The 19,506-nt window shown below is 33.3% G+C and carries 13 protein-coding genes and 1 CRISPR repeat array; of the genes, 5 read left to right on the top strand and 8 right to left on the bottom strand.

Translation table 11 applies throughout. From position 1 onward, the window contains the following. Window positions 1-14: 14 nt before the first annotated feature. Window positions 15-2,135, bottom strand: coding sequence for a carboxy terminal-processing peptidase (locus P8625_RS07805; protein WP_279652883.1), 2,121 nt, complete (start codon window positions 2,133-2,135; stop codon window positions 15-17). Between the two features lie 429 nt (window positions 2,136-2,564). Between P8625_RS07805 and surE the strand changes: the two genes are divergently transcribed. Genes surE through P8625_RS07780 form a run of 5 tightly spaced genes read left to right on the top strand, consistent with a single transcriptional unit; the run spans window position 2,565 to window position 5,761 of the window. Then, entirely contained in the window at window positions 2,565-3,335 is a 771-nt protein-coding gene (gene surE, locus P8625_RS07800) for a 5'/3'-nucleotidase SurE (protein WP_279652882.1), read from the top strand. Further along, a complete protein-coding gene (locus tag P8625_RS07795; protein WP_279652881.1) occupies window positions 3,323-3,610 on the top strand; it encodes a hypothetical protein in 288 nt (95 codons plus the stop codon). The genes surE and P8625_RS07795 overlap by 13 nt, the downstream gene beginning before the upstream one ends. A gap of 9 nt (window positions 3,611-3,619) precedes the next feature. Beyond that, window positions 3,620-4,747 (top strand): lipid-A-disaccharide synthase, encoded by a 1,128-nt coding sequence (gene lpxB, locus P8625_RS07790; RefSeq protein ID WP_279652880.1) that lies wholly within the window; start codon window positions 3,620-3,622, stop codon window positions 4,745-4,747. Then, entirely contained in the window at window positions 4,740-5,267 is a 528-nt protein-coding gene (locus P8625_RS07785) for a C40 family peptidase (protein WP_279652879.1), read from the top strand. Before lpxB ends, P8625_RS07785 begins: the two co-directional genes overlap by 8 nt. A gap of 2 nt (window positions 5,268-5,269) precedes the next feature. After that, window positions 5,270-5,761, top strand: coding sequence for a C40 family peptidase (locus P8625_RS07780; protein WP_279652878.1), 492 nt, complete (start codon window positions 5,270-5,272; stop codon window positions 5,759-5,761). A 769-nt stretch (window positions 5,762-6,530) separates the two neighbouring features. Beyond that, window positions 6,531-7,868: direct repeats of the CRISPR family, unit length 46 nt; unit sequence GTTGTGAATTGATTTCAAATTGTATTTTTACGTGAGCAATCACAAG. 23 nt (window positions 7,869-7,891) lie between these two features. Here P8625_RS07780 and cas2 read toward each other — a convergent pair. The 7 genes from cas2 to secDF form a co-directional block, all read right to left on the bottom strand. Beyond that, window positions 7,892-8,266: a CRISPR-associated endonuclease Cas2 gene (cas2, locus tag P8625_RS07775; RefSeq protein WP_279652877.1), complete on the bottom strand. Its 375-nt coding sequence runs from the start codon at window positions 8,264-8,266 to the stop codon at window positions 7,892-7,894. Continuing rightward, a complete protein-coding gene (cas1, locus tag P8625_RS07770; protein WP_279652876.1) occupies window positions 8,263-9,153 on the bottom strand; it encodes a type II CRISPR-associated endonuclease Cas1 in 891 nt (296 codons plus the stop codon). Before cas1 ends, cas2 begins: the two co-directional genes overlap by 4 nt. A gap of 13 nt (window positions 9,154-9,166) precedes the next feature. Continuing rightward, window positions 9,167-12,694, bottom strand: a complete 3,528-nt coding sequence (gene cas9 / locus P8625_RS07765) for a type II CRISPR RNA-guided endonuclease Cas9 (protein WP_279652875.1) — start codon at window positions 12,692-12,694, stop codon at window positions 9,167-9,169. Between the two features lie 417 nt (window positions 12,695-13,111). Continuing rightward, window positions 13,112-13,843: a type II CRISPR RNA-guided endonuclease Cas9 gene (cas9, locus tag P8625_RS07760; RefSeq protein ID WP_279652874.1), complete on the bottom strand. Its 732-nt coding sequence runs from the start codon at window positions 13,841-13,843 to the stop codon at window positions 13,112-13,114. Between the two features lie 374 nt (window positions 13,844-14,217). Next, window positions 14,218-15,210 (bottom strand): GTPase ObgE, encoded by a 993-nt coding sequence (obgE, locus tag P8625_RS07755; RefSeq protein WP_279652873.1) that lies wholly within the window; start codon window positions 15,208-15,210, stop codon window positions 14,218-14,220. A gap of 86 nt (window positions 15,211-15,296) precedes the next feature. Further along, window positions 15,297-16,415 carry an adenylate kinase gene (locus P8625_RS07750; protein ID WP_279652872.1) on the bottom strand — a complete coding sequence of 373 codons (1,119 nt, stop codon included), beginning with the start codon at window positions 16,413-16,415 and terminating at the stop codon, window positions 15,297-15,299. Between the two features lie 26 nt (window positions 16,416-16,441). After that, window positions 16,442-19,504 (bottom strand): protein translocase subunit SecDF, encoded by a 3,063-nt coding sequence (gene secDF / locus P8625_RS07745; RefSeq protein WP_279652871.1) that lies wholly within the window; start codon window positions 19,502-19,504, stop codon window positions 16,442-16,444. Between the last annotated feature and the right edge of the window lie 2 nt (window positions 19,505-19,506).

Genomic DNA, 19,506 nt, shown 5'->3' with positions numbered 1-19,506 from the left:
AACGAACCCTTTTTTTAATGTTTTACAGCAACATGATTATTGTTCATTTTCAATTCACTAAGCACATTTAACGCTTCGTTTACGTAAATATCTTTCTGAAGATTTTTATGCCATCGTATGCGTTTTTCTTCTAAAACGGTGTCTTTTTTAAATAAGGCTACTTCATATTTAGGAGACGCAAACGTTAATTGAGAATCAAACTTAAAAATGTCTTTAAATTGTTCACCCTCTTTGGTTTTAGTGTCGCTTTCTTTTTTAAACGCTTCGTAGTTTAAAGAATAGAGTCGTTCTTCTTGGTTTTTCTTTAGCCACTTGGCATAGTCGTTTATTTTAGTGAACTTTTCGCTATTCATTACGCGTTGCTTACTGTTGTATACAACATCGGCAAAATTACTATATGAATTGGTAGCGGTGTAGGTTGCTTGTTTCACCTTATCCCAAGGTAAAGCACCGTCTAAATCACGCTCTCCGAAATCCATATAACTATATCGAGTAGGTAGTGAAATATCAGAATATACTCCTTCAATTTGGGTAGACCCCCCGTTGATTCTGTAGAACTTTTGAATAGTCATTTTAAGAGCTCCTAAATCGTCTGGGTACTCTTGGTAAAAACGGTTGATAGGCAGTACATTTTGTACGGTTCCTTTACCATAGGTTTGCTTACCTCCTATAATAACCCCACGCTTATAATCTTGCATTGCCGCAGCAAAAATTTCGGAAGCAGATGCAGAAAATTCATTAACCATGACTACCAACGGGCCCTGCCATTGAGTTGTAGGGTCTGTATCGGCTTTTACCACGGGGTCTTCACCACGATATTTTACTTGTACTATAGGACCTTTGTTGATAAACAAACCACCAATTTCAATGGCTGTTTTTAAAGACCCACCACCATTATCACGTAAATCGACAATTAAACCTTGTACATTTTCTTCTTTTAAACGTTCAATTTCTTTTTCCATGTCTTTGGCAGCATCTCTACGGCTTAAATCATTAAAATCAATATAAAATCTAGGAAGGTTGATAATTCCGTATTTAGTACCATTTTTTTCAACAATACTCGATTTTACAAAAGTTTCTTCCAGTTCAACAACATCTCTAATAATCGGTATGATTTTAATAGAACCGTCAATTTTTTTCTTTACCGTTAAACGAACCTCTGTTCCTTTTTTTCCTTTGATAAATTTAATTGCATCATCCAAGCGCATTCCAACAATGTCTAGTGGTTCTTCGTTACCTTGAGCAACTTCTAGAATAATATCATCAGCCTCTAACTCACCTTGTTTCCATGCAGGTCCACCAGAAATTAACTCGATAACATGTGTATAAATTCCTTTTTTTTGCAAACGAGCTCCTATACCTTCTAGTTTACCAGACATTTCTTGGTCGAAACGTGTTTTAATTCGAGGAGACATATAGGTGGTGTGCGGATCAAAACCACTTACTACACTATTTAAAAAAGTAGAATACCAGTCAGAATTTTCAAGCTCGCCGATTCGCATATACAAATCGTCCATGTTTTTTAGCACCTTTTTTCTTGCCTCAATCTCTAATTCCTTAAAATTTTTCTTATTAAAATTTTTGTCCTTTTTGGCTTTTTCGTTTTGTTGATTTTCAGCATCTTCAATATTGCCTAAAATTGATAACTTGAGTTGTTTTCTCCAATAGTCGGTTAGTTCAGTTTCGTTTTTAGCAAACGGAATCTTGTCATAATCGACATCAATAATTTCTTTTTTATTGTAATTAAAAGGTTTTTTCAGCAGCGAACGGTAGGTTGTTTTTGCTTTTGTCACCTTTTCTAGAAAACGATTGTAAACTAATTTGTAAAAATCAATATTAGAATTTTTTAACTGGTTGTCAATTTGGTATTTGTATTGAGAAAATTCTTTTAAATCTTTTTGTGTAAAATAACGTTTGCTTGGGTCAAGACCATCTATAAAACTTGTGTATACGTGTTCAGAAAAATCATCATTCAACTCTTTTTGAACATAATGATACCTGCTTAAGATGTTTTTCAAAACATAAACAATTACGCGATCTTTTTCTGGATCGTTGTTGTAAACCGTACTTGAGCTTACAGAGTTAGAAAATAAAAGGGTAATTGCTAAAAATGGAATAATAAGTTTCGTCTTCATATAACCTTCTGTCTTTTTTAATTTGTTGTAAGCAGTTATTAGTGCTAAGCTACTAAAATAATGCCAATTTTTTTTAGTATTATGATTTTTTATAAATTCCTTTTGAGAATTTCTTTAAAATAGTTTGTAATATATTAGTCACATAACCTTACGGCATTTTGTTATATTTCCCTAACTCATTTCTTCAATTTCAATTTACACGCCATCAATTAAATTGCATATAATTTATTTAATGACAGAATGTTTTATATAGAAATGATTGAAAAAAAAGTAGAAATTACAAAAACAGTTATGTAAATAATAATTCGTACCATAATGTTTAGTTTTGATTTCCACAATTTTACGTATAAATTCAATCAATCTGTCTTTACAAAATGTTAAAAAAAGAGTCCATTTTTTATAGTACATTTGTTGTAAAACTTAACTAGTATGTCAGACAGACCCCTAATTTTAGTTACGAATGACGATGGAATAACAGCCCCAGGAATTCGTATGTTGATTGAAATTATGAATAAAATAGGAGATGTAGTTGTAGTAGCTCCCGATAGTCCGCAAAGCGGAATGGGGCATGCTATTACGGTTAACAACGTATTGCATTGTAACCCTATTACCATCGATGAAGGTCCGCAAATCGAATACAGTTGCTCAGGAACCCCAGCAGATTGCGTAAAAATGGCAAAGAACGAAATTTTAAATCGTACTCCCGATTTATGTGTTTCAGGAATTAACCATGGCGCAAACTCATCTATCAATGTAATTTATTCAGGAACCATGAGTGCAGCGGTTGAAGCTGGTATTGAAGGAATTCCGGCCATAGGCTTTTCATTATTAGATTTCGATTGGCATGCCGATTTTAGAGCAGCACGTAAGTTTATAGAAAAAATAGTACTCAACGTTTTATTAAATGGATTGCCCGATGGTGTTGTTTTAAATGTGAATATACCCAAGTTAAAAGAAGAAGAAATCAAAGGAGTTCGTGTGTGCCGTCAGGCTAACGGGTATTGGAATGAAACATTTGATAAACGAAAGAGTCCGTTTGGAAAAGAATATTATTGGTTGTCTGGAGAATTTATAAACAGAGATAAAGGACAAGATACGGATATTTGGGCGTTGGAAAATGGCTACATATCGGTTGTTCCTGTTCAGTACGATATGACAGCGCATCACGCAATTCAAAAATTACATACATGGGACATGTAAAAAAAGAAATACTTATCGGAATTCTAGTTTCCTTGTTTGCAACATTTAGTGGTTTCTTCATCTATTTAGAGTATATCTCAGACCTTAGCTTTTCAGAAACCATATATAAAATTAGGCAAGGAGGGGTATTAGGCTCGGTAATTGCCTTAGCAGCCATACCCAATTTATTTGTCTTTTGGGTGTTTTTAAAGAAAAGGCAAGATAACAGAGCAAAAGGAGTATTAATCACTACGATAGCCATAGCGCTTTTTACAGTAGTTTTAAAAATTTTCTAAATTCAGTACATGAAATATTACATTCTTGTAGGAGAAGCTTCAGGCGATTTGCATGGGGCCAATTTGATGAAAGCTTTATTGAAGGAAGATCCTAAAGCCGATATTCGCTTTTGGGGTGGAGATTTAATGCAAGAAGTAGGAGGTACACTTGTAAAGCATTATAAAGAACGTGCTTTTATGGGGTTTGTTGAGGTATTGATGAATTTACGTAAGATTTTAGGCATGATTTCTTTCTGTAAAAAAGACATTGCTCAATACCATCCAGATGTCATTATTTTTATTGATAATTCTGGTTTTAATCTTCGTATAGCCAAATGGGCAAAGCAACAAGGATTTAAAACAAATTATTATATCTCTCCGCAAGTTTGGGCAAGCAGAGCGAGCAGGGTAAAAGATATCAAACGCGATATTGATGCGATGTTTGTCATTCTTCCATTTGAAAAAGAGTTTTATAAAAAGTACGACTACGATGTGCATTTTGTCGGGCATCCGTTAATTGACGGAATTGCAGGAAGAAAGCAAGTATCGATTAAAAAGTTTAGAGAAGAACACGATTTAGGACACAAAGAAATCATAGCACTATTGCCAGGAAGTAGAAAACAAGAGATTACAAAAATGCTTTCTGTAATGTTATCGCTAGTCAACGATTTTCCTATGTATCAATTTGTGGTGGCAGGAGCCCCAAGTCAACCCTATGAATTTTACAAAGCAATCATTGGAGATACCAATGTAAAATTCATCAATAACAAAACCTACGATTTGCTAAGCATTTCTCATGCGGCACTGGTAGCTTCTGGAACCGCAACCTTAGAAGCAGCATTGTTTAAAGTACCACAAGTGGTTTGTTATAAAGGAAGCAATATTTCGTACCAAATAGCCAAGCGAATTATTACCTTGAAATACATATCTTTAGTGAATTTGATTATGGACAGAGAAGTAGTGAAAGAGTTGATACAAAACGATTTTACCAAACAAAACCTACAACATGAATTAGAGCAAATTCTTGAGCAAGAACATCGTCAAAAAATGTTTTTATCATATTTTGATTTAGAGCAAAAGTTAGGAGGAAAAGGAGCCTCGGCTAAAACGGCGAAGTTAATCGTTGCAGGATTAAAAGACCAAAGGAACCATGATTAGAAAGCTACTTTTTGTTTGTCTATTTTCTTTTTTGATGATTTCGTGTGGCGCTTCAAAAAATGTAAGTAGCACTTATAAAAAAACAACCGATACCAGAACTCTTTCAGAAAAAAACACGAGTATTTCAGGAGAGGCAAGCATAGCAGATAAAGTCGTGTGGACAGCTGTTACGTATAAAGGTGTGCCCTATCGCTTTGGAGGAATGACCAAGAAAGGAATGGATTGTTCGGGATTGATTTTTACCTCATTTCAGCAACGAAATGTACCCATTGGTAGAACTTCTTATGAAATGTATGCGCAAGGGATAAGTATTCCATTACGAGAAGTGCAAAGAGGTGATTTGTTGTTTTTTAAAACATCAAGAAAGAGGGGGAAAATAAATCATGTTGGCTTGGTGACCTCTGTTACGAACGGAGATATTCGTTTTATTCACTCAACTACCTCAAAAGGAGTGATTGTTACTTCGTTGTATGAGAGTTATTGGAAACGTGCTTTTATTAAAGCCAAACGTGTGCTGTAAGTATGAAAAGACAATGGTTTTTATGGGTGTTTTTAATGGCATTTATTGTGTTTCGTTACTCGAATCAAGGAAGTGCAACAAAAGAGTCGTCTAAAAATTCAACCAAAAGCACCAAAGTTGAGCAACTGATAACGATTGCCAATGATTATAAGGGTGTGCCGTATGGGGCGGGAGGTACGACTCGCAAAGGAATGGATTGTTCGGGATTGGTCAATACATCGTTTAAAAAAATAGGAGTTCAGTTACCGCGTTCGTCTAGCGCCATGAGTACAAAAGGGACAACAATTGACTTAGAGGAAGTAAAAGTTGGAGATTTATTGTTTTTTGACATCTCTCGTTTAGAGGGTGGAATTAATCACGTAGGGTTGGTAACTGCTGTGGTAAATAATGAAGTGTTTTTTATTCATTCGACAACCTCACAAGGAGTGATTGTTTCTTCTATGAATGAAACGTATTGGAAAAAGGAGTTTGTAAAAGCAAAAAGAGTTTTGTAGTTTTTTAATCGCAGGGCGATATATCAGGGAACAATTATCAATAATAAGTGATTCGTTTTTAGAAACAAGAAACAAGAAACAAGAAACAAGAAACAAGAAGCAAGAAACTAGAAGAGGAATGTTCTGAATTGATTTAGCTTATGGGGTTTTATTGTTTTAAGAATTCGCTGAATTTCGTACCTCAATTTCAGAATTGTATTTTTACGTGAGCAATCACAAGTTACGTCTATATTTGTTTTTACTTTAGAGTGTTGTGAATTGATTTAGCTTATGGGGTTTTATTGTTTTAAGAATTCGCTTAATTTCGTACCTCAATTTCAGAATTGTATTTTTACGTGAGCAATCACAAGATAAACGGAGTAGAATATAACCTAGTACCAGTTGTGAATTGATTTAGCTTATGGGGTTTTATTGTTTTAAGAATTCGCTGAATTTCGTACCTCAATTTCAAATTGTATTTTTACGTGAGCAATCACAAGAGTCAGACGGCGGCTACGCTTATTGGGAAGGTTGTGAATTGATTTAGCTCATGGGGTTTTATTGTTTTAAGAATTCGCTGAATTTCGTACCTCAATTTCAGAATTGTATTTTTACGTGAGCAATCACAAGAAGATTTAAGAAATGAAATTATCAAAGGAAGTTGTGAATTGATTTAGCTCATGGGGTTTTATTGTTTTAAGAATTCGCTGAATTTCGTACCTCGATTTCAGAATTGTATTTTTACGTGAGCAATCACAAGAATACCGTTCTAATTATGAAAATGTAACTAGTTGTGAATTGATTTCAAATTGTATTTTTACGTGAGCAATCACAAGATCAAGCATCTAAATACTTTCTTGTTGGGTGTTGTGAATTGATTTCAAATTGTATTTTTACGTGAGCAATTACAAGAGGAGATGCGTTGTATGTGTCTAACACAGAGTTGTGAATTGATTTCAAATTGTATTTTTACGTGAGCAATCACAAGAAAGTCTTAATAGGAGTAGAGCCGCCACCTGTTGTGAATTGATTTCAAATTGTATTTTTACGTGAGCAATCACAAGTAAAGATGTGTTGTTAACTTATCATCTTATGTTGTGAATTGATTTCAAATTGTATTTTTACGTGAGCAATCACAAGTTAAATAAACAGTAGGTTTTCGAATCTACAGTTGTGAATTGATTTCAAATTGTATTTTTACGTGAGCAATCACAAGGGAGTGTCTAAATAATACCCGAACTTATTTGTTGTGAATTGATTTCAAATTGTATTTTTACGTGAGCAATCACAAGTTTTTTTCTTACTATTTTGATTTACATATAGTTGTGAATTGATTTCAAATTGTATTTTTACGTGAGCAATCACAAGTTTCACAATTGTCTCTTGTAGTTTTTCAACGTTGTGAATTGATTTCAAATTGTATTTTTACGTGAGCAATCACAAGTCGGAGTACCGAGTTAAAAATAAAAACAATGTTGTGAATTGATTTCAAATTGTATTTTTACGTGAGCAATCACAAGAAAAACTAAATAATCATGGATTCAATGATAGTTGTGAATTGATTTCAAATTGTATTTTTACGTGAGCAATCACAAGAATACCTAGATATAAAAAACATGACATGGGGTTGTGAATTGATTTCAAATTGTATTTTTACGTGAGCAATCACAAGTTTCATTGATAACCGAACATCTGACACATCGTTGTGAATTGATTTCAAATTGTATTTTTACGTGAGCAATCACAAGAAATCAAAAGATAGTTTTGGTAACTATATAGTTGTGAATTGATTTCAAATTGTATTTTTACGTGAGCAATCACAAGTTGGTCTTTTTCTAACACAACTTCGTTACCGTTGTGAATTGATTTCAAATTGTATTTTTACGTGAGCAATCACAAGTTAACCAAGGCTAATGAAGATCTAGATCCTGTTGTGAATTGATTTCAAATTGTATTTTTACGTGAGCAATCACAAGGGTGTTATTGTTATATCCGCATCTGATTCGGTTGTGAATTGATTTCAAATTGTATTTTTACGTGAGCAATCACAAGTAGGAGACCTAACGACTTATGTAGACCCTAGTTGTGAATTGATTTCAAATTGTATTTTTACGTGAGCAATCACAAGGTAAATGTTAAAAACCGCCTATTTTACAGGTGGTTTTTACATTTTATAGAAAACAAAAAATAAAACAATTCTAGTTGTTGTACTGGTTGAGGTTTTGGAATTTCTTTTCTACCATGAAAAATTTCCATCATCTCAAACTGCTTGTCTGTAATTTCAAATACACATACTTTTCCATACTTAGGCAACGAACTTTTTACTCTTTTTACATGTACTTTGCTATTTTCTCTACTGGGGCAGTGCCGCATATAAATGGAAAACTGAAACATTACAAAACCATCGGCTATCAATCGTTTTCTAAACGTACTTGCCGCCTTTCGCTCGGCTTTGGTTTCAGTAGGTAAATCAAACAATACTAATATCCACATAACTCGATAGGCATTATACCGCTGCTCACTCATACCATAAGAGGGTATAAAATGGTTCTGCGTTCTCCAGTAAAGCATTTATACAAGCTAGCCGTAGTAGTAGTTACGGCGACCAATAAAGGGCGCTTTTTGGCATCGATAAGTACGTCTTGTGTAGCAATGGTTAACAAGTGCGCTTTGGCTTGTTGAGTCAATTCTTCTTCGGTAGGGTGTAGCGTTATATATTCTAAAACTAATAGGTCTACAAACGGGCGATAGGGCTCCATAATATCATCGGCTAAACAATACGGATTGTATTTGTTTTTATGAAAAATACCCATGGCGGGTAACAACCCGCTACTTACCAACGCCCGAGCTACAATACTTCGTAATACGGCATATCCGAAATTGAGAAAATTGTTAGGCGCTTCTCCAAAACGCTCTCGCTGAAAATCGGTTAAAATGTATTTCCAATAATGGTTGGCAGCTTTCCCTTCCATATTGGTTTCATCTCCCGAAACTAACTTTTGTAAGTACACATTCATAGCTTCTGTGGGCTGTTGGTATTTAGCGAGTAATTCTTTTTGATTGGTTATTTTGGCAGTAATGGTTTGTTTCCATAATTGTTTTTTCAAAGGAATTGAAGCTGCTAATTGATGTCGCCAACGCTCGGTAAGTTGAGAATGTCCTGCCATAGGCAACATCAAACCGCTCGGAAGGTGGTGGTTGTCGCAATGAACAATCGCAACCGTATTGCCCATTAAACGGTTGATAAGCTGGGTAGAAAGGGTGATTTGAGGATGGTCTAATACTAACAACGCCATATCTTCAATAGGTACGGTTCCTTTTGGTTCTTTGGTATTGGTGCAAGCTACGACTAACTGATGTTGTTTGAGTCGTAAATAGCTAGGATTGCCTATATATATGGTGCGTTTTAACATGATAATACGGTGTCTATTTTATTACTTTAATAATATTCCCTAACCTATCCACGACTAGTTTCCAACATACATTTTTTACCATTATACCTTCTATTGTTTTTTCCATTTTATTGAGAGCAGAAAACTCTAATTTGTTTTTAATAGGGCTTGACACTCTGTTGTTTAAAAAGAAACATTGCTTATTTGTAGAGCTTACCATCTTATAAACTTGGCTAGCTCTTTCTTTAGTTAAATTATCAAAATCAATATTTTTAGAATTTTCAATTTCTTCACTTGTAGGTACATATACCAAATCGTTGGGAGATAACGAGAATAAAAACTTCCCTTTAGAGGGTTTAATGGGTATTAAAGGCGTTTCTTTTCGTTCTTCTTTGGTTAACGTGGCTCTCCATTTTTGATGTTCAATAACTTCATTTAAAGGGAGCGTTTCAAATTCTCTTTTTTGCTGATCTTCATTCCAATAAATCGCAAAAAATAGGTTTGTACCACTTTCTGCTTCTCCATATTTTTTATTTACTCCAATAGGAAATTTACCTTCAGAATATTCAGAGATGGGTAATCTAAAGACAGGAATTTTTCTTTCTATATTAAATTGTTCTAACCCTTGAACGGAAAAAGCAATATCAATATCATTTTTATGTTCTTTTAGATGGTTTAATAAGTCATTTCTAATACCAATATCAGAAATTTTATTAATAAAATCTAAGGCATTTCTTAATGTTTTAATACCTCCTTGACCTCTATTAGATAAAGTGTTAATAGGTTTTCTTTTTCTGTACCTTTTTTGTGGTAAATTAAAAATAGTATATTTAATAACCTCACCATTAATGCTGATAGGGTGTTTCTTTAAATATTTTTGTGTGTCTCCAACTTTTGAGTTTTTTTCTATAAAAATGTCATTTACTTTGACTTTAATTATTTTATCATTAATAAAGTTTCGATTTCTAACATTTTTACAAATTTCAAGTATTGTAAAATTGTATTGATTTTTCCCATAAGGTAAAGGAGTATGTAAAGGTTTGCGTATAGCCCAGTTTTTTCCCTTGGTTTGTTGGGTAATTGCTTTTTTTGGATTCTTGTTTTTATCTAAACGTAAATTTCCTTGTTCGTCTTTATACGACAAGTATTTGTTAGTTGCTTTATTAATAACCCGAGTATTTTTTTTAAAACTAACAATTATTGTATCTAATTTTTCTTTTGCGTCATCACGAAACGAACTCCATGGTTTTTTATAGGTAGTCGCTATCTTCTTTGTTACGAGTTCACCTTTTTTATTCAGTCGTTGTATTTTTTTTTGATGTCTTAATTTATTCACTAATGAGTAATTAGTTCTTTCGGTTTCTAAAGAAGAGATATAATTAACATGGTCTTTTGTGCAACAGGCAATTACCAAAGCATCTAGTGCATGGTGGCGATGGTCGATTCTTTTTTTATGTACGTTTGTTGGACTTTTGGTTCTAAAGAACTCTTTTCCTGTGTTATTACCGTTCTTATCTTTTTGAAAATCGATATAACCATAATCTTGAGAGTTTGTTATTTGATTCAGACGTTTAAAGCGAGGTGTTATCAATTCATTCCAAACCTCGTTCAATTCCCAATCTTGTTTCAGTTTACTCGTTATTGCTCCAGAAACAGGAACTAAATTTTTGGCAGTTGCTTCTTTTTCATTTTCCTCTCTAACTATGTTACTTAGTAATCCCTTTATGAACTTGTTAATATATCTACTGTCATTCATTTGTCGGTTAATAAAACCCTCTGGCACATCTTCACTTAACAAGTTTTTTAACTTTGCTCTATTGTTCTTAAAGTAGTTTTCACAGTGCGCTATATAGCTTTCTAATGATAAAAGTTTAACAGTTTTGCCATTTCCTAAATTAACGATTTGTTCTGGTGAATTTTTTAAGAATTCATACGCTGTTTGATTACTCTTAAGCTCGTTAACAGCGCTTTCACAAATAACTTTATTGCTTAAAGAATTATCAAAATATCGAGATTGTGGTATAATGTGTTCAATTTGATAATCGGATGAAAATAACTTACTCAGTGGAATAGGGTGTCCAGTGTACGGAGAAATATAGTTTTGCTCTAACCATAACCTATATCTTGTTATTTCTGTTGCTGTTGGACTTGTGTTTTTTCTAATTTTTGAAATTTCTTCTTCACTTACGGTATTAAAAGAAGTTTTAGGGTTTTGGTAAACACCTTCCTCATAAATTTTTAGAATTTCTTGATGGTTTGGAGAAAAGGGTCTAATATCTTCTTTTGTATAATTATTCTTTAATTCATGCAATAGCAGTTTAATTCTATTGTTTTCATTTTCATTTTGTTTACTCGCTATTTTCTTGCGTTTGTCAGCAGAGTTTTTAATATCTCTCCCCAATTCCAAATGAATTTCAGAGAATTTAAAATCAGGGTCGTTTTCTAAATTAAATTCCCAAATGTCTCTAACAGTTCGTAGTGTTTCCAGAATAACTTGTTCTACTATAGGGTTTCGTAAACTATGCTGTTTAAATTCAAACAAGTAGTTGTTTATATCAGTCGGTGTTTTCCACTGTTGAATTACATTAACCTCAGAATGTCTTTCATAAACGGCATAACATGCTTGATAGGTATTTAAACCAGAAAGCGGATTTTTATCTTTTAATTTTAAAAAGCTTTTAATAAATTTTGAAGGTATCTCATCATCTGAAACAAGAGAAATTGCCTCACTTAATTTTTTTTCATCAATTTTTTCGTCATCTGAGACTTGTAAGTGTTTAATTCTTTCATTTATAGCTACAATTCTATTCTTTGCATCAGATATAATATCATCTTCGTTCCAATATTTTCCCATACGCATCAAAGGCAATAACTTTTTAATAGCCTTTTCAGAATAAGAACCATATTCAGCTTTGAAAGGAGGGAATTTCTCAAAACTTCTTACAAAACTCTCTTTATCAAAGTTGTTTTTTAAAGCAAATGTCGCCAAGGCGGTTATAAATTCATTTTTATCTGTTATAGAATAAATAAGATGCCAAAGTTTTTTCTCTATTTCTTTACTTAAAATAAAGTTATTTGGGATGTTTTCAACATTTTTTAACCTTGAAATTATTAATGAACGAGTTTCATTTATTGGATATTTTTTATCAACAACATAATTCCATCTGTAATTTTCTTTTTGCTCTCTTTCTAATCTTTTTACTTTGATTAAGTAATCAATAATGTTTTTTTGTTCAACTTCTTTTTTGTCATTTAAAAAATCAAATAAATCACACCATTCTTCTTCACTTCGTAAACAATAATCTGTGATGTCGACATCATTCTTTCCTTCGATTTTATAAATTTTCAAATTTCTTAAAAACTGCCATAATCTAAACTCTATAAATAAGGGGTTTGATTTTGAAATTACTTTTAAAGGTTGTTTAATGGTTTCTTCTATTCCTTTTTTATTTTTTTTAGTGTATTTTCTTGATTCATATTGGCATCCAGCAATCGTAGATTTTTTACTCTTTAAAGGTCTTTGATAAAAGATAATATCTTCCATAAAAAGATACCTAAACATTTTTTTTTCATTCTTGTTAAGAATATTACTCTTATGACTTTCATTATACTTGTATAGCTCATTAATACATGCCTCGTACAATTTTTTATTTCTTAATTCGGGATGGTGTTTAACTTGTGTTTCAAGAATGGCTTGTAATTCATGCTTATAAAATTTACGCTCTATGGTTTTGATTAAACCACCATTTATTTTTTGTGTAGGTTTCTGTAAAAGAGTTTCATAGATATAGGTGCCTACTGTTTTATTTGACTTTTTTATGTCTTTTTGTGTTTTTTCTTTAATGGCTATCCAGTCTTTTTCAGAATCTACAGCTTTAAAGGTTCTTTTTATCGTACCGTCTTTTAATTTAGAACTAGTAACAATAAACTCTTTGGTCTTATTTAACCAATCATTAGGACGAGTTGTTTTCTTGTCATATTACCAACCATTATCAAAATGAATAGTAAATAAGTTTTCTCCTGTTTTTTTAATGACTTCACCTGAATCTTCAACGCTATCTACTTTTAACGTTTCAAAAGTTTTAGTTTTTCCATCTTGTATTTCCTCTTCTTCACCTCTTAATTGATAATACCCTCTTTTTTGATTAAAATTTAATAACAACCAAGATAATTCTTCTTTTGAAATTTTTTCTTTCAATGCTTTTTTACGTAGGTAGTAAATCGTCCAATCATAAGGTATTTTGGTTTCTTTACCTTTTTTATTCTTATAAAATAGACTCGGATGTTGTGCTTTAAATTCTGAAAGCATTTCGCTGAAAGAGTCTTTAAATAAGAACTGAAATTTGCCAGAAGCATCTTCATAGTAATTCAATTTAGTTTCTTTTTTAAACTGACCAATTTTTTTTTCAAAATCTATAGATTTTTTGTAGTGTTTTGGTAAGAAGTTTAACACATTTAAAACTCTATGAAGCCTTTCTCTTCTCAAATTATCTCTTTGATATAATCTTCTGGTACTTCTATAATTTGTCCTTTCTGAAGTTTGAGAATGAGAGATGCCATTCCCAAAATTATCTATAATATCTTGAGACATGGGTATTATTCTACTACCGAGTTGTAGTATTTTACCTTCCTTCTTATCGAAATTGTTTTCTACCAATGCCCAACCAATTGAGTTGGTACCTAAATCTAAGCCTAAAACTTTTTTAGTCATGTTATTATTTTTTTAGACACAAAAATCCTACACAAGGGGTAAGACCTATGCGATATGTTTTTATGTATTTAAGAGGAAAGGGTGCAATTCTTTGTGTTAACAACAACGAGTTGCTTGCACTATAAAAGTAAGGAAATATTTTTTAGTAGAAGTACGGAAAACCATAAGCAATTAATTTAAAAATGACTATTTTAGCAGTACAATTTTGAAATCAATTCACAATAAGGATTATTCCGTTGTGAAAACATCTAAGTTTGCCTCTCGACTTTAACTGGGAGGTTTTTTTGTGGAATAGATGTAAGGTAGGTTAAAGGCATCCAGGTGTTTTCTTTAAAAGAAAAATCCCAACTAAAAATAGTCGGGATTTCTAAAATTTAGGAGTTCAGCATCTGCCATAATTTATCTTTCAGTTCCACCAAGCCTTGTTGGGCAACAGAGGAAATAAATAAGGTTTCGATGCCTTCGGGTAACTCTTGTTTGATTTCTTCTTTCAGTTCTTCGTCTAACATATCTGATTTAGAAATGGCTAACAATCGGTCTTTGTCTAACAGTTCAGGATTGTGTTTACGCAATTCATTCAATAAAATATCGTATTCTTTCTGAATGTTGTCACTATCGGCAGGAATTAAAAAGAGTAGGGCGGCATTACGTTCGATATGACGTAAAAAGTGGTGTCCTAAGCCTTTTCCTTCGGCAGCTCCTTCGATAATTCCAGGAATATCGGCAACCACAAAACTTTGATGATTGCGGTATTCTACAATACCTAAATTGGGTTTTAGGGTAGTAAACGCATAATCGGCAATTTTAGGTTTTGCAGCAGTAATTACCGACAGTAAAGTTGATTTCCCTGCGTTTGGAAAGCCTACCAAACCAACATCGGCTAAAATTTTTAGTTCAATACGAAACCAGCCTTCTTGTCCTTCAATGCCAGGTTGTGCATACCGAGGGGTTTGATTTGTCGACGATTTAAAATGCCAGTTACCAAGGCCACCTTTACCACCTTCTAATAAGATGATTTCTTGTCCGTCTTCAATAACTTCGTGTAAAATTTCGTCGGTATCTGCATCGCGAATAATCGTTCCTAAAGGAACAGGAATAATCACATCAGAACCATCATGTCCTGTACTTCGGCTACTGCCTCCATCGCCCCCGTGTTCTGCTCTAAAATGACGTTTAAATTTTAAATGAAAAAGTGTCCACATATTTTTATCGCCACGAATAACTACGTGTCCACCGCGACCTCCATCTCCGCCATCAGGACCTCCTTTTGCGATGTATTTTTCGCGATGTAAGTGAGCAGATCCACGTCCTCCTTTTCCAGAAGAAGCATAGATTTTAATATAGTCGACAAAATTTCCTTCAGTCATTTTTAATTGTTTAATTGTTTGGTTGTTGAATCTTTTAACATGGTAACCTAAGTAATTTAGTTAAAATAATTCAATATTCAAACAGGTTATAGTGTGTCAAACACGTCTGATAAACGTTGTGTAATCTCTTCAATAGAACCTACTCCGTTTACTCCGTAGTAGTTTCCTTGTGCTTGGTAATAGTCTTTTAAAACGGCGGTTTTCGTGTTGTACTCGCTAAAACGATTACGAATTTTACTTTCGTCCATATCGTCAGAGCGACCGCTGGTTTTTCCTCTTTCCAATAGGCGTTCAACTAATAAATCTTCAGATACTTCTAAAGCAACCATTCCGTTAATACGTTCTCCTTTTTCAGCTAAAAAAGCATCTAAAGCTTCTGCTTGTGATTGAGTACGAGGAAAACCGTCGAAAATAAATCCTGCAGCATCTGCATTTTTATTAACCTCTTCTTTTAACATATCAATCGTTACTTCATCAGGTACTAAATCTCCAGCATCAATGTATTTTTTTGCTAAAACGCCTAATTCGGTTTCATTTTTAATATTGAATCGGAAAACCTCTCCTGTTGAAATGTGTACTAAGTTGTATTTTTCTTTTAATACTTCAGCTTGTGTACCTTTTCCTGCGCCTGGAGGGCCAAATAATACAATGTTTTTCATGTTAGGTGGTGTTGTTAATTGATAAATAGCAGGCAAATTTCTACCATAGTCGTTGTAGTCTAATCCGTAACCCACAATAAATTTATCTTCAATACTTTTTCCGATATAATTTATGTGTAATTCTTTACGGTAAACATCAGGCTTGTAAAAAAGTGTTACTATTTTTAGTTCTTTTAATTTTTTTGTTTTAAAAATTTCATAAATCTCTTGAAGGGTGCTGCCTGTATCGATAATATCTTCTAAAATAATAACGGTACGACCTGATACATCTTCATTAAGACCAATTAAACTTTTTACATTTTCTGTTGATGAAGTGCCATGGTAAGAAGACAGCTTTACAAAACTGATTTCACAGTTTCCTTTGTATTGGCGTAAAAAATCGGCAGTAAAAATAAAACATCCGTTTAAAATACCTATAAAAATAGGGACTTCGTTTGGGGGTAAGTCTTGTTTTACTTGTGTAGCTAATGAGCTAACAATATTAGAAATTTCAGTTGCTGAAATAAATTCTTTAAAGTATAAATCGTGAAGTTTTGTAATTTTCATCAGACTGCAAAGATAGTGGCTTGATATTAAATGAAAAAACCGTTTTGAAGTTTATTCAAAACGGTTTTATGTTTGTTTGTATCTATATTATTTTTTTCTTGCTTTTTTGAAACGTCAAACATAATTGGCGTTGCAACAAATAAAGAAGAGTAGGTACCTACTATTACCCCTATAATTAATGCGAACATAAATCCTTTAATACTGTCTCCTCCAAAGAAGAAGATAGCAAGCATTACTAATAAGGTTGTTAATGAAGTATTGATAGTTCTTCCTAACGTGCTATTTAATGCTTTGTTAACTAGGTTTGTAGTTATGGTGTTTTTACCCTCGGTAAATTCTCTAATTCTATCAAAAATAACCACGGTATCGTTTAACGAGTATCCTACTACGGTTAATATAGCTGCAATGAACGATTGACCGATTTCCATATCAAATGGCATGAATTTATACAGTAGAGAGAATACTCCTAATACCACCAATACATCATGGAAAACTGCCACAACCGCACCGATAGAATACGCCATTTTTCTAAAACGCAATAAGATATATAAGAATACTACGATTAACGAACCTAATACAGCCCATAAAGCGGCTTGCTTAATATCATCAGCAATGGTAGGTTCTACCTTCATGTAGCTCATAATACCGCTTCCTGCTTTTTCAAAGCCAGGTTTAAAGTTTTCATAAGTAGTATCACCTAAATATGGTTTTAATCCTTGGTATAGTGCATTTTGCACTTGATCGTCTACTTCAGTACCTTCTTCATCTATCTTATAAGCAGTAGTAATTTTTAATTGCTGGTCAGAACCATAGGTTTTTACTTCAGGAGCAGTTCCAAATACACCTTTCAATGATTCGGCAACTTCATTACCTTTCATTGCCTTATCAAAACGTACTACATACGAACGCCCTCCTTTAAAATCTACTCCTTGTTTTAAACCTACTGTTAATATAGAAACTAATCCAACAGCGATAAAGAAACCTGAAATGATGTAGGCAACTTTACGTTTTTGTAAAAATTCAATATTAATATTTTGAAACCAGTTCTTAGAAATATTGGTATTGAATGTTAAGTTCGTTCCTTTATTAACAGCACCGTCAATAAATAAACGAGTGATAAAGATTGCAGTAAATAAAGAAGTACCAATACCTAACATTAATGTGTATGCAAACCCCTTAATCGGTCCTGTACCAAACACATATAAGATAACTCCAGTTAAGAATGTAGTGATGTTCGCATCGATAATGGCAGATAATGCTCCTTTGAAGCTAAATCCTTCATCTACAGATTCTGCTAGATTTTTACCTCTATGTAAGGCTTCTTTAATTCTTTCGAAAATAATTACGTTAGCATCTACCGACATACCTATGGTTAAGATAATACCTGCAATACCTGGTAATGTTAATACAGCTCCAAAAGAAGCTAACCAACCATAGATGAATAAAATATTTACCACCAAGGCAATATTGGCGTATAAACCAGCCTTACCATAGTATAAAAACATCCAAAGCAATACTAAAACAATAGCCAATCCGAACGACCACATACTTGCATCGATAGATTCCTTACCTAATGATGGTCCTACTACTTCCATTTGAATAGCTCTTGCAGGAGCAGGCAATTTACCTGCCTTTAATACAGTGGCAATATCTTGTGCTTCAGTAACGCTCATTGTACCTCCAGAAATTTGTGTATTACCTCCAGTAATCGCACCATTTACAACAGGAGCAGTATATACATAATCATCTAACACCACAGCCACGTACTTTCCAACATTTTCGCTCGTCATTTTTGCCCATTGCTTGGTACCCGAACCATTCATCATCATTGAAACTACGGGTTTACTCAGCTGATCGTATTCTTGTTTTGCATCTGCAATCACGTCTCCTTCAATAGGTGCTTGGTCTTTTCTGTTCGATTTAATAGCATACAAGCCAATCATGTCAAACAGCTCAGCATCTTGGTTTTGAGCGTTTCTTTGAGGCGTAAATGACTTATAATCCCATAAAAACTTCGTGTACTTTAAATTGTTAGGTAGTAAAGCTCTTACCTCTTTGTTACGTAAGAAGCTATTTACCTTTGCGGTATCTTGAACTCTAGCTTGTGCTACCAAAGAAGTTACTTGTTGTGGACTTTGAGCTATGTTTGGAAATAAGTAAGTGAATAAATTCTTTTGAGTTTCCACCTTTGTTGAATCTGCTGATTCTCCTAATAAATCATCAATGTCACTACCTGTTTTAGTACTATCGGTACTTTTTTCAGTAGCTGTATCATCTTTTAACAGTTCAGCAACTTTAGCGTTTGCTGCAAAGAAAAAGTTTTGAACATCGGCATTTGTATGTACTTCCCAAAACTGTAATTCAGCAGTACTTTGTAATAATTTTTTAGCACGCTCAATATCTTTCGCACCTGGTAATTCTACTTGAATTCTTCCTGAAGTACCAATACGTTGAATGTTGGGTTGTACCACTCCAAATTTATCAATACGGCTACGTAATACTTCAAAAGCAGTGTTGATAGAAGTGTTGATTTCTTCTTGTAAAGTCGATTTAACCTGCTCGTTTGTTTTGTTGAAGTCTATTTTATCACGTAAAGCTTTAGTTCCAAAAATGCTTGGGTCGCTTAATTTAACACTACCCTTGCTTAATTTTTCGAACTCGCTGTAGAATAAATCTAAGTAGTTCTCTTGGCTATCTTTTTGAGCTTCGTCAGCATTTGTTAATGCTTGCTTAAAAGTAGCGTTTTGAGAATCGTTAGACAATCCGATTAAGATATCTTTTACCGATACCTGTAAAATGGCATTAATACCCCCTTTTAAATCAAGACCTAAATTCATTTCTTTGTTCTTGATGTCGTTGTAAGAGTATTCTGTAAAACCTAAGTCTATGACCTCTTTGTTAGCTACGCTATCTAAATATTTTCGTTCATATTCAGCTAAAGCTCTACCATTGTTATCTGTAACATTCGCTCTTGCATACTCTTTCGCACTATCTTCTACCTTGTTGGCAAAGAAGGTAAACGATAACTGATAAATACTTACTAAACCAAAAAGTATAGCAAATAATTTAATTAATCCTTTGTTTTGCATTG

It is taken from the genome of Tenacibaculum tangerinum, from assembly GCF_029853675.1.
Lineage (GTDB): Bacteria > Bacteroidota > Bacteroidia > Flavobacteriales > Flavobacteriaceae > Polaribacter > Polaribacter tangerinum_A.
Note: the sequence above shows the minus strand (reverse complement) of the source record. Positions and strands in the feature narration are given on the sequence as shown.

Bases quoted from the DNA above. Each gene is read 5' to 3' on its own strand.
- P8625_RS07805 (WP_279652883.1), bottom strand. From the start codon at position 2,135: ATGAAGACGAAACTTATTATTCCATTTTTAGCAATTACCCTTTTATTT.
- P8625_RS07795 (WP_279652881.1), top strand. From the start codon at position 3,323: ATGGGACATGTAAAAAAAGAAATACTTATCGGAATTCTAGTTTCCTTG.
- P8625_RS07750 (WP_279652872.1), bottom strand. From the start codon at position 16,415: ATGAAAATTACAAAACTTCACGATTTATACTTTAAAGAATTTATTTCA.
- cas9 (WP_279652875.1), bottom strand. From the start codon at position 12,694: ATGTTTAGGTATCTTTTTATGGAAGATATTATCTTTTATCAAAGACCT.
- surE (WP_279652882.1), top strand. From the start codon at position 2,565: ATGTCAGACAGACCCCTAATTTTAGTTACGAATGACGATGGAATAACA.
- P8625_RS07780 (WP_279652878.1), top strand. From the start codon at position 5,270: ATGAAAAGACAATGGTTTTTATGGGTGTTTTTAATGGCATTTATTGTG.
- P8625_RS07785 (WP_279652879.1), top strand. From the start codon at position 4,740: ATGATTAGAAAGCTACTTTTTGTTTGTCTATTTTCTTTTTTGATGATT.
- cas1 (WP_279652876.1), bottom strand. From the start codon at position 9,153: ATGTTAAAACGCACCATATATATAGGCAATCCTAGCTATTTACGACTC.
- obgE (WP_279652873.1), bottom strand. From the start codon at position 15,210: ATGACTGAAGGAAATTTTGTCGACTATATTAAAATCTATGCTTCTTCT.
- cas9 (WP_279652874.1), bottom strand. From the start codon at position 13,843: ATGACTAAAAAAGTTTTAGGCTTAGATTTAGGTACCAACTCAATTGGT.
- cas2 (WP_279652877.1), bottom strand. From the start codon at position 8,266: ATGAGTGAGCAGCGGTATAATGCCTATCGAGTTATGTGGATATTAGTA.
- lpxB (WP_279652880.1), top strand. From the start codon at position 3,620: ATGAAATATTACATTCTTGTAGGAGAAGCTTCAGGCGATTTGCATGGG.
- secDF (WP_279652871.1), bottom strand. From the start codon at position 19,504: ATGCAAAACAAAGGATTAATTAAATTATTTGCTATACTTTTTGGTTTA.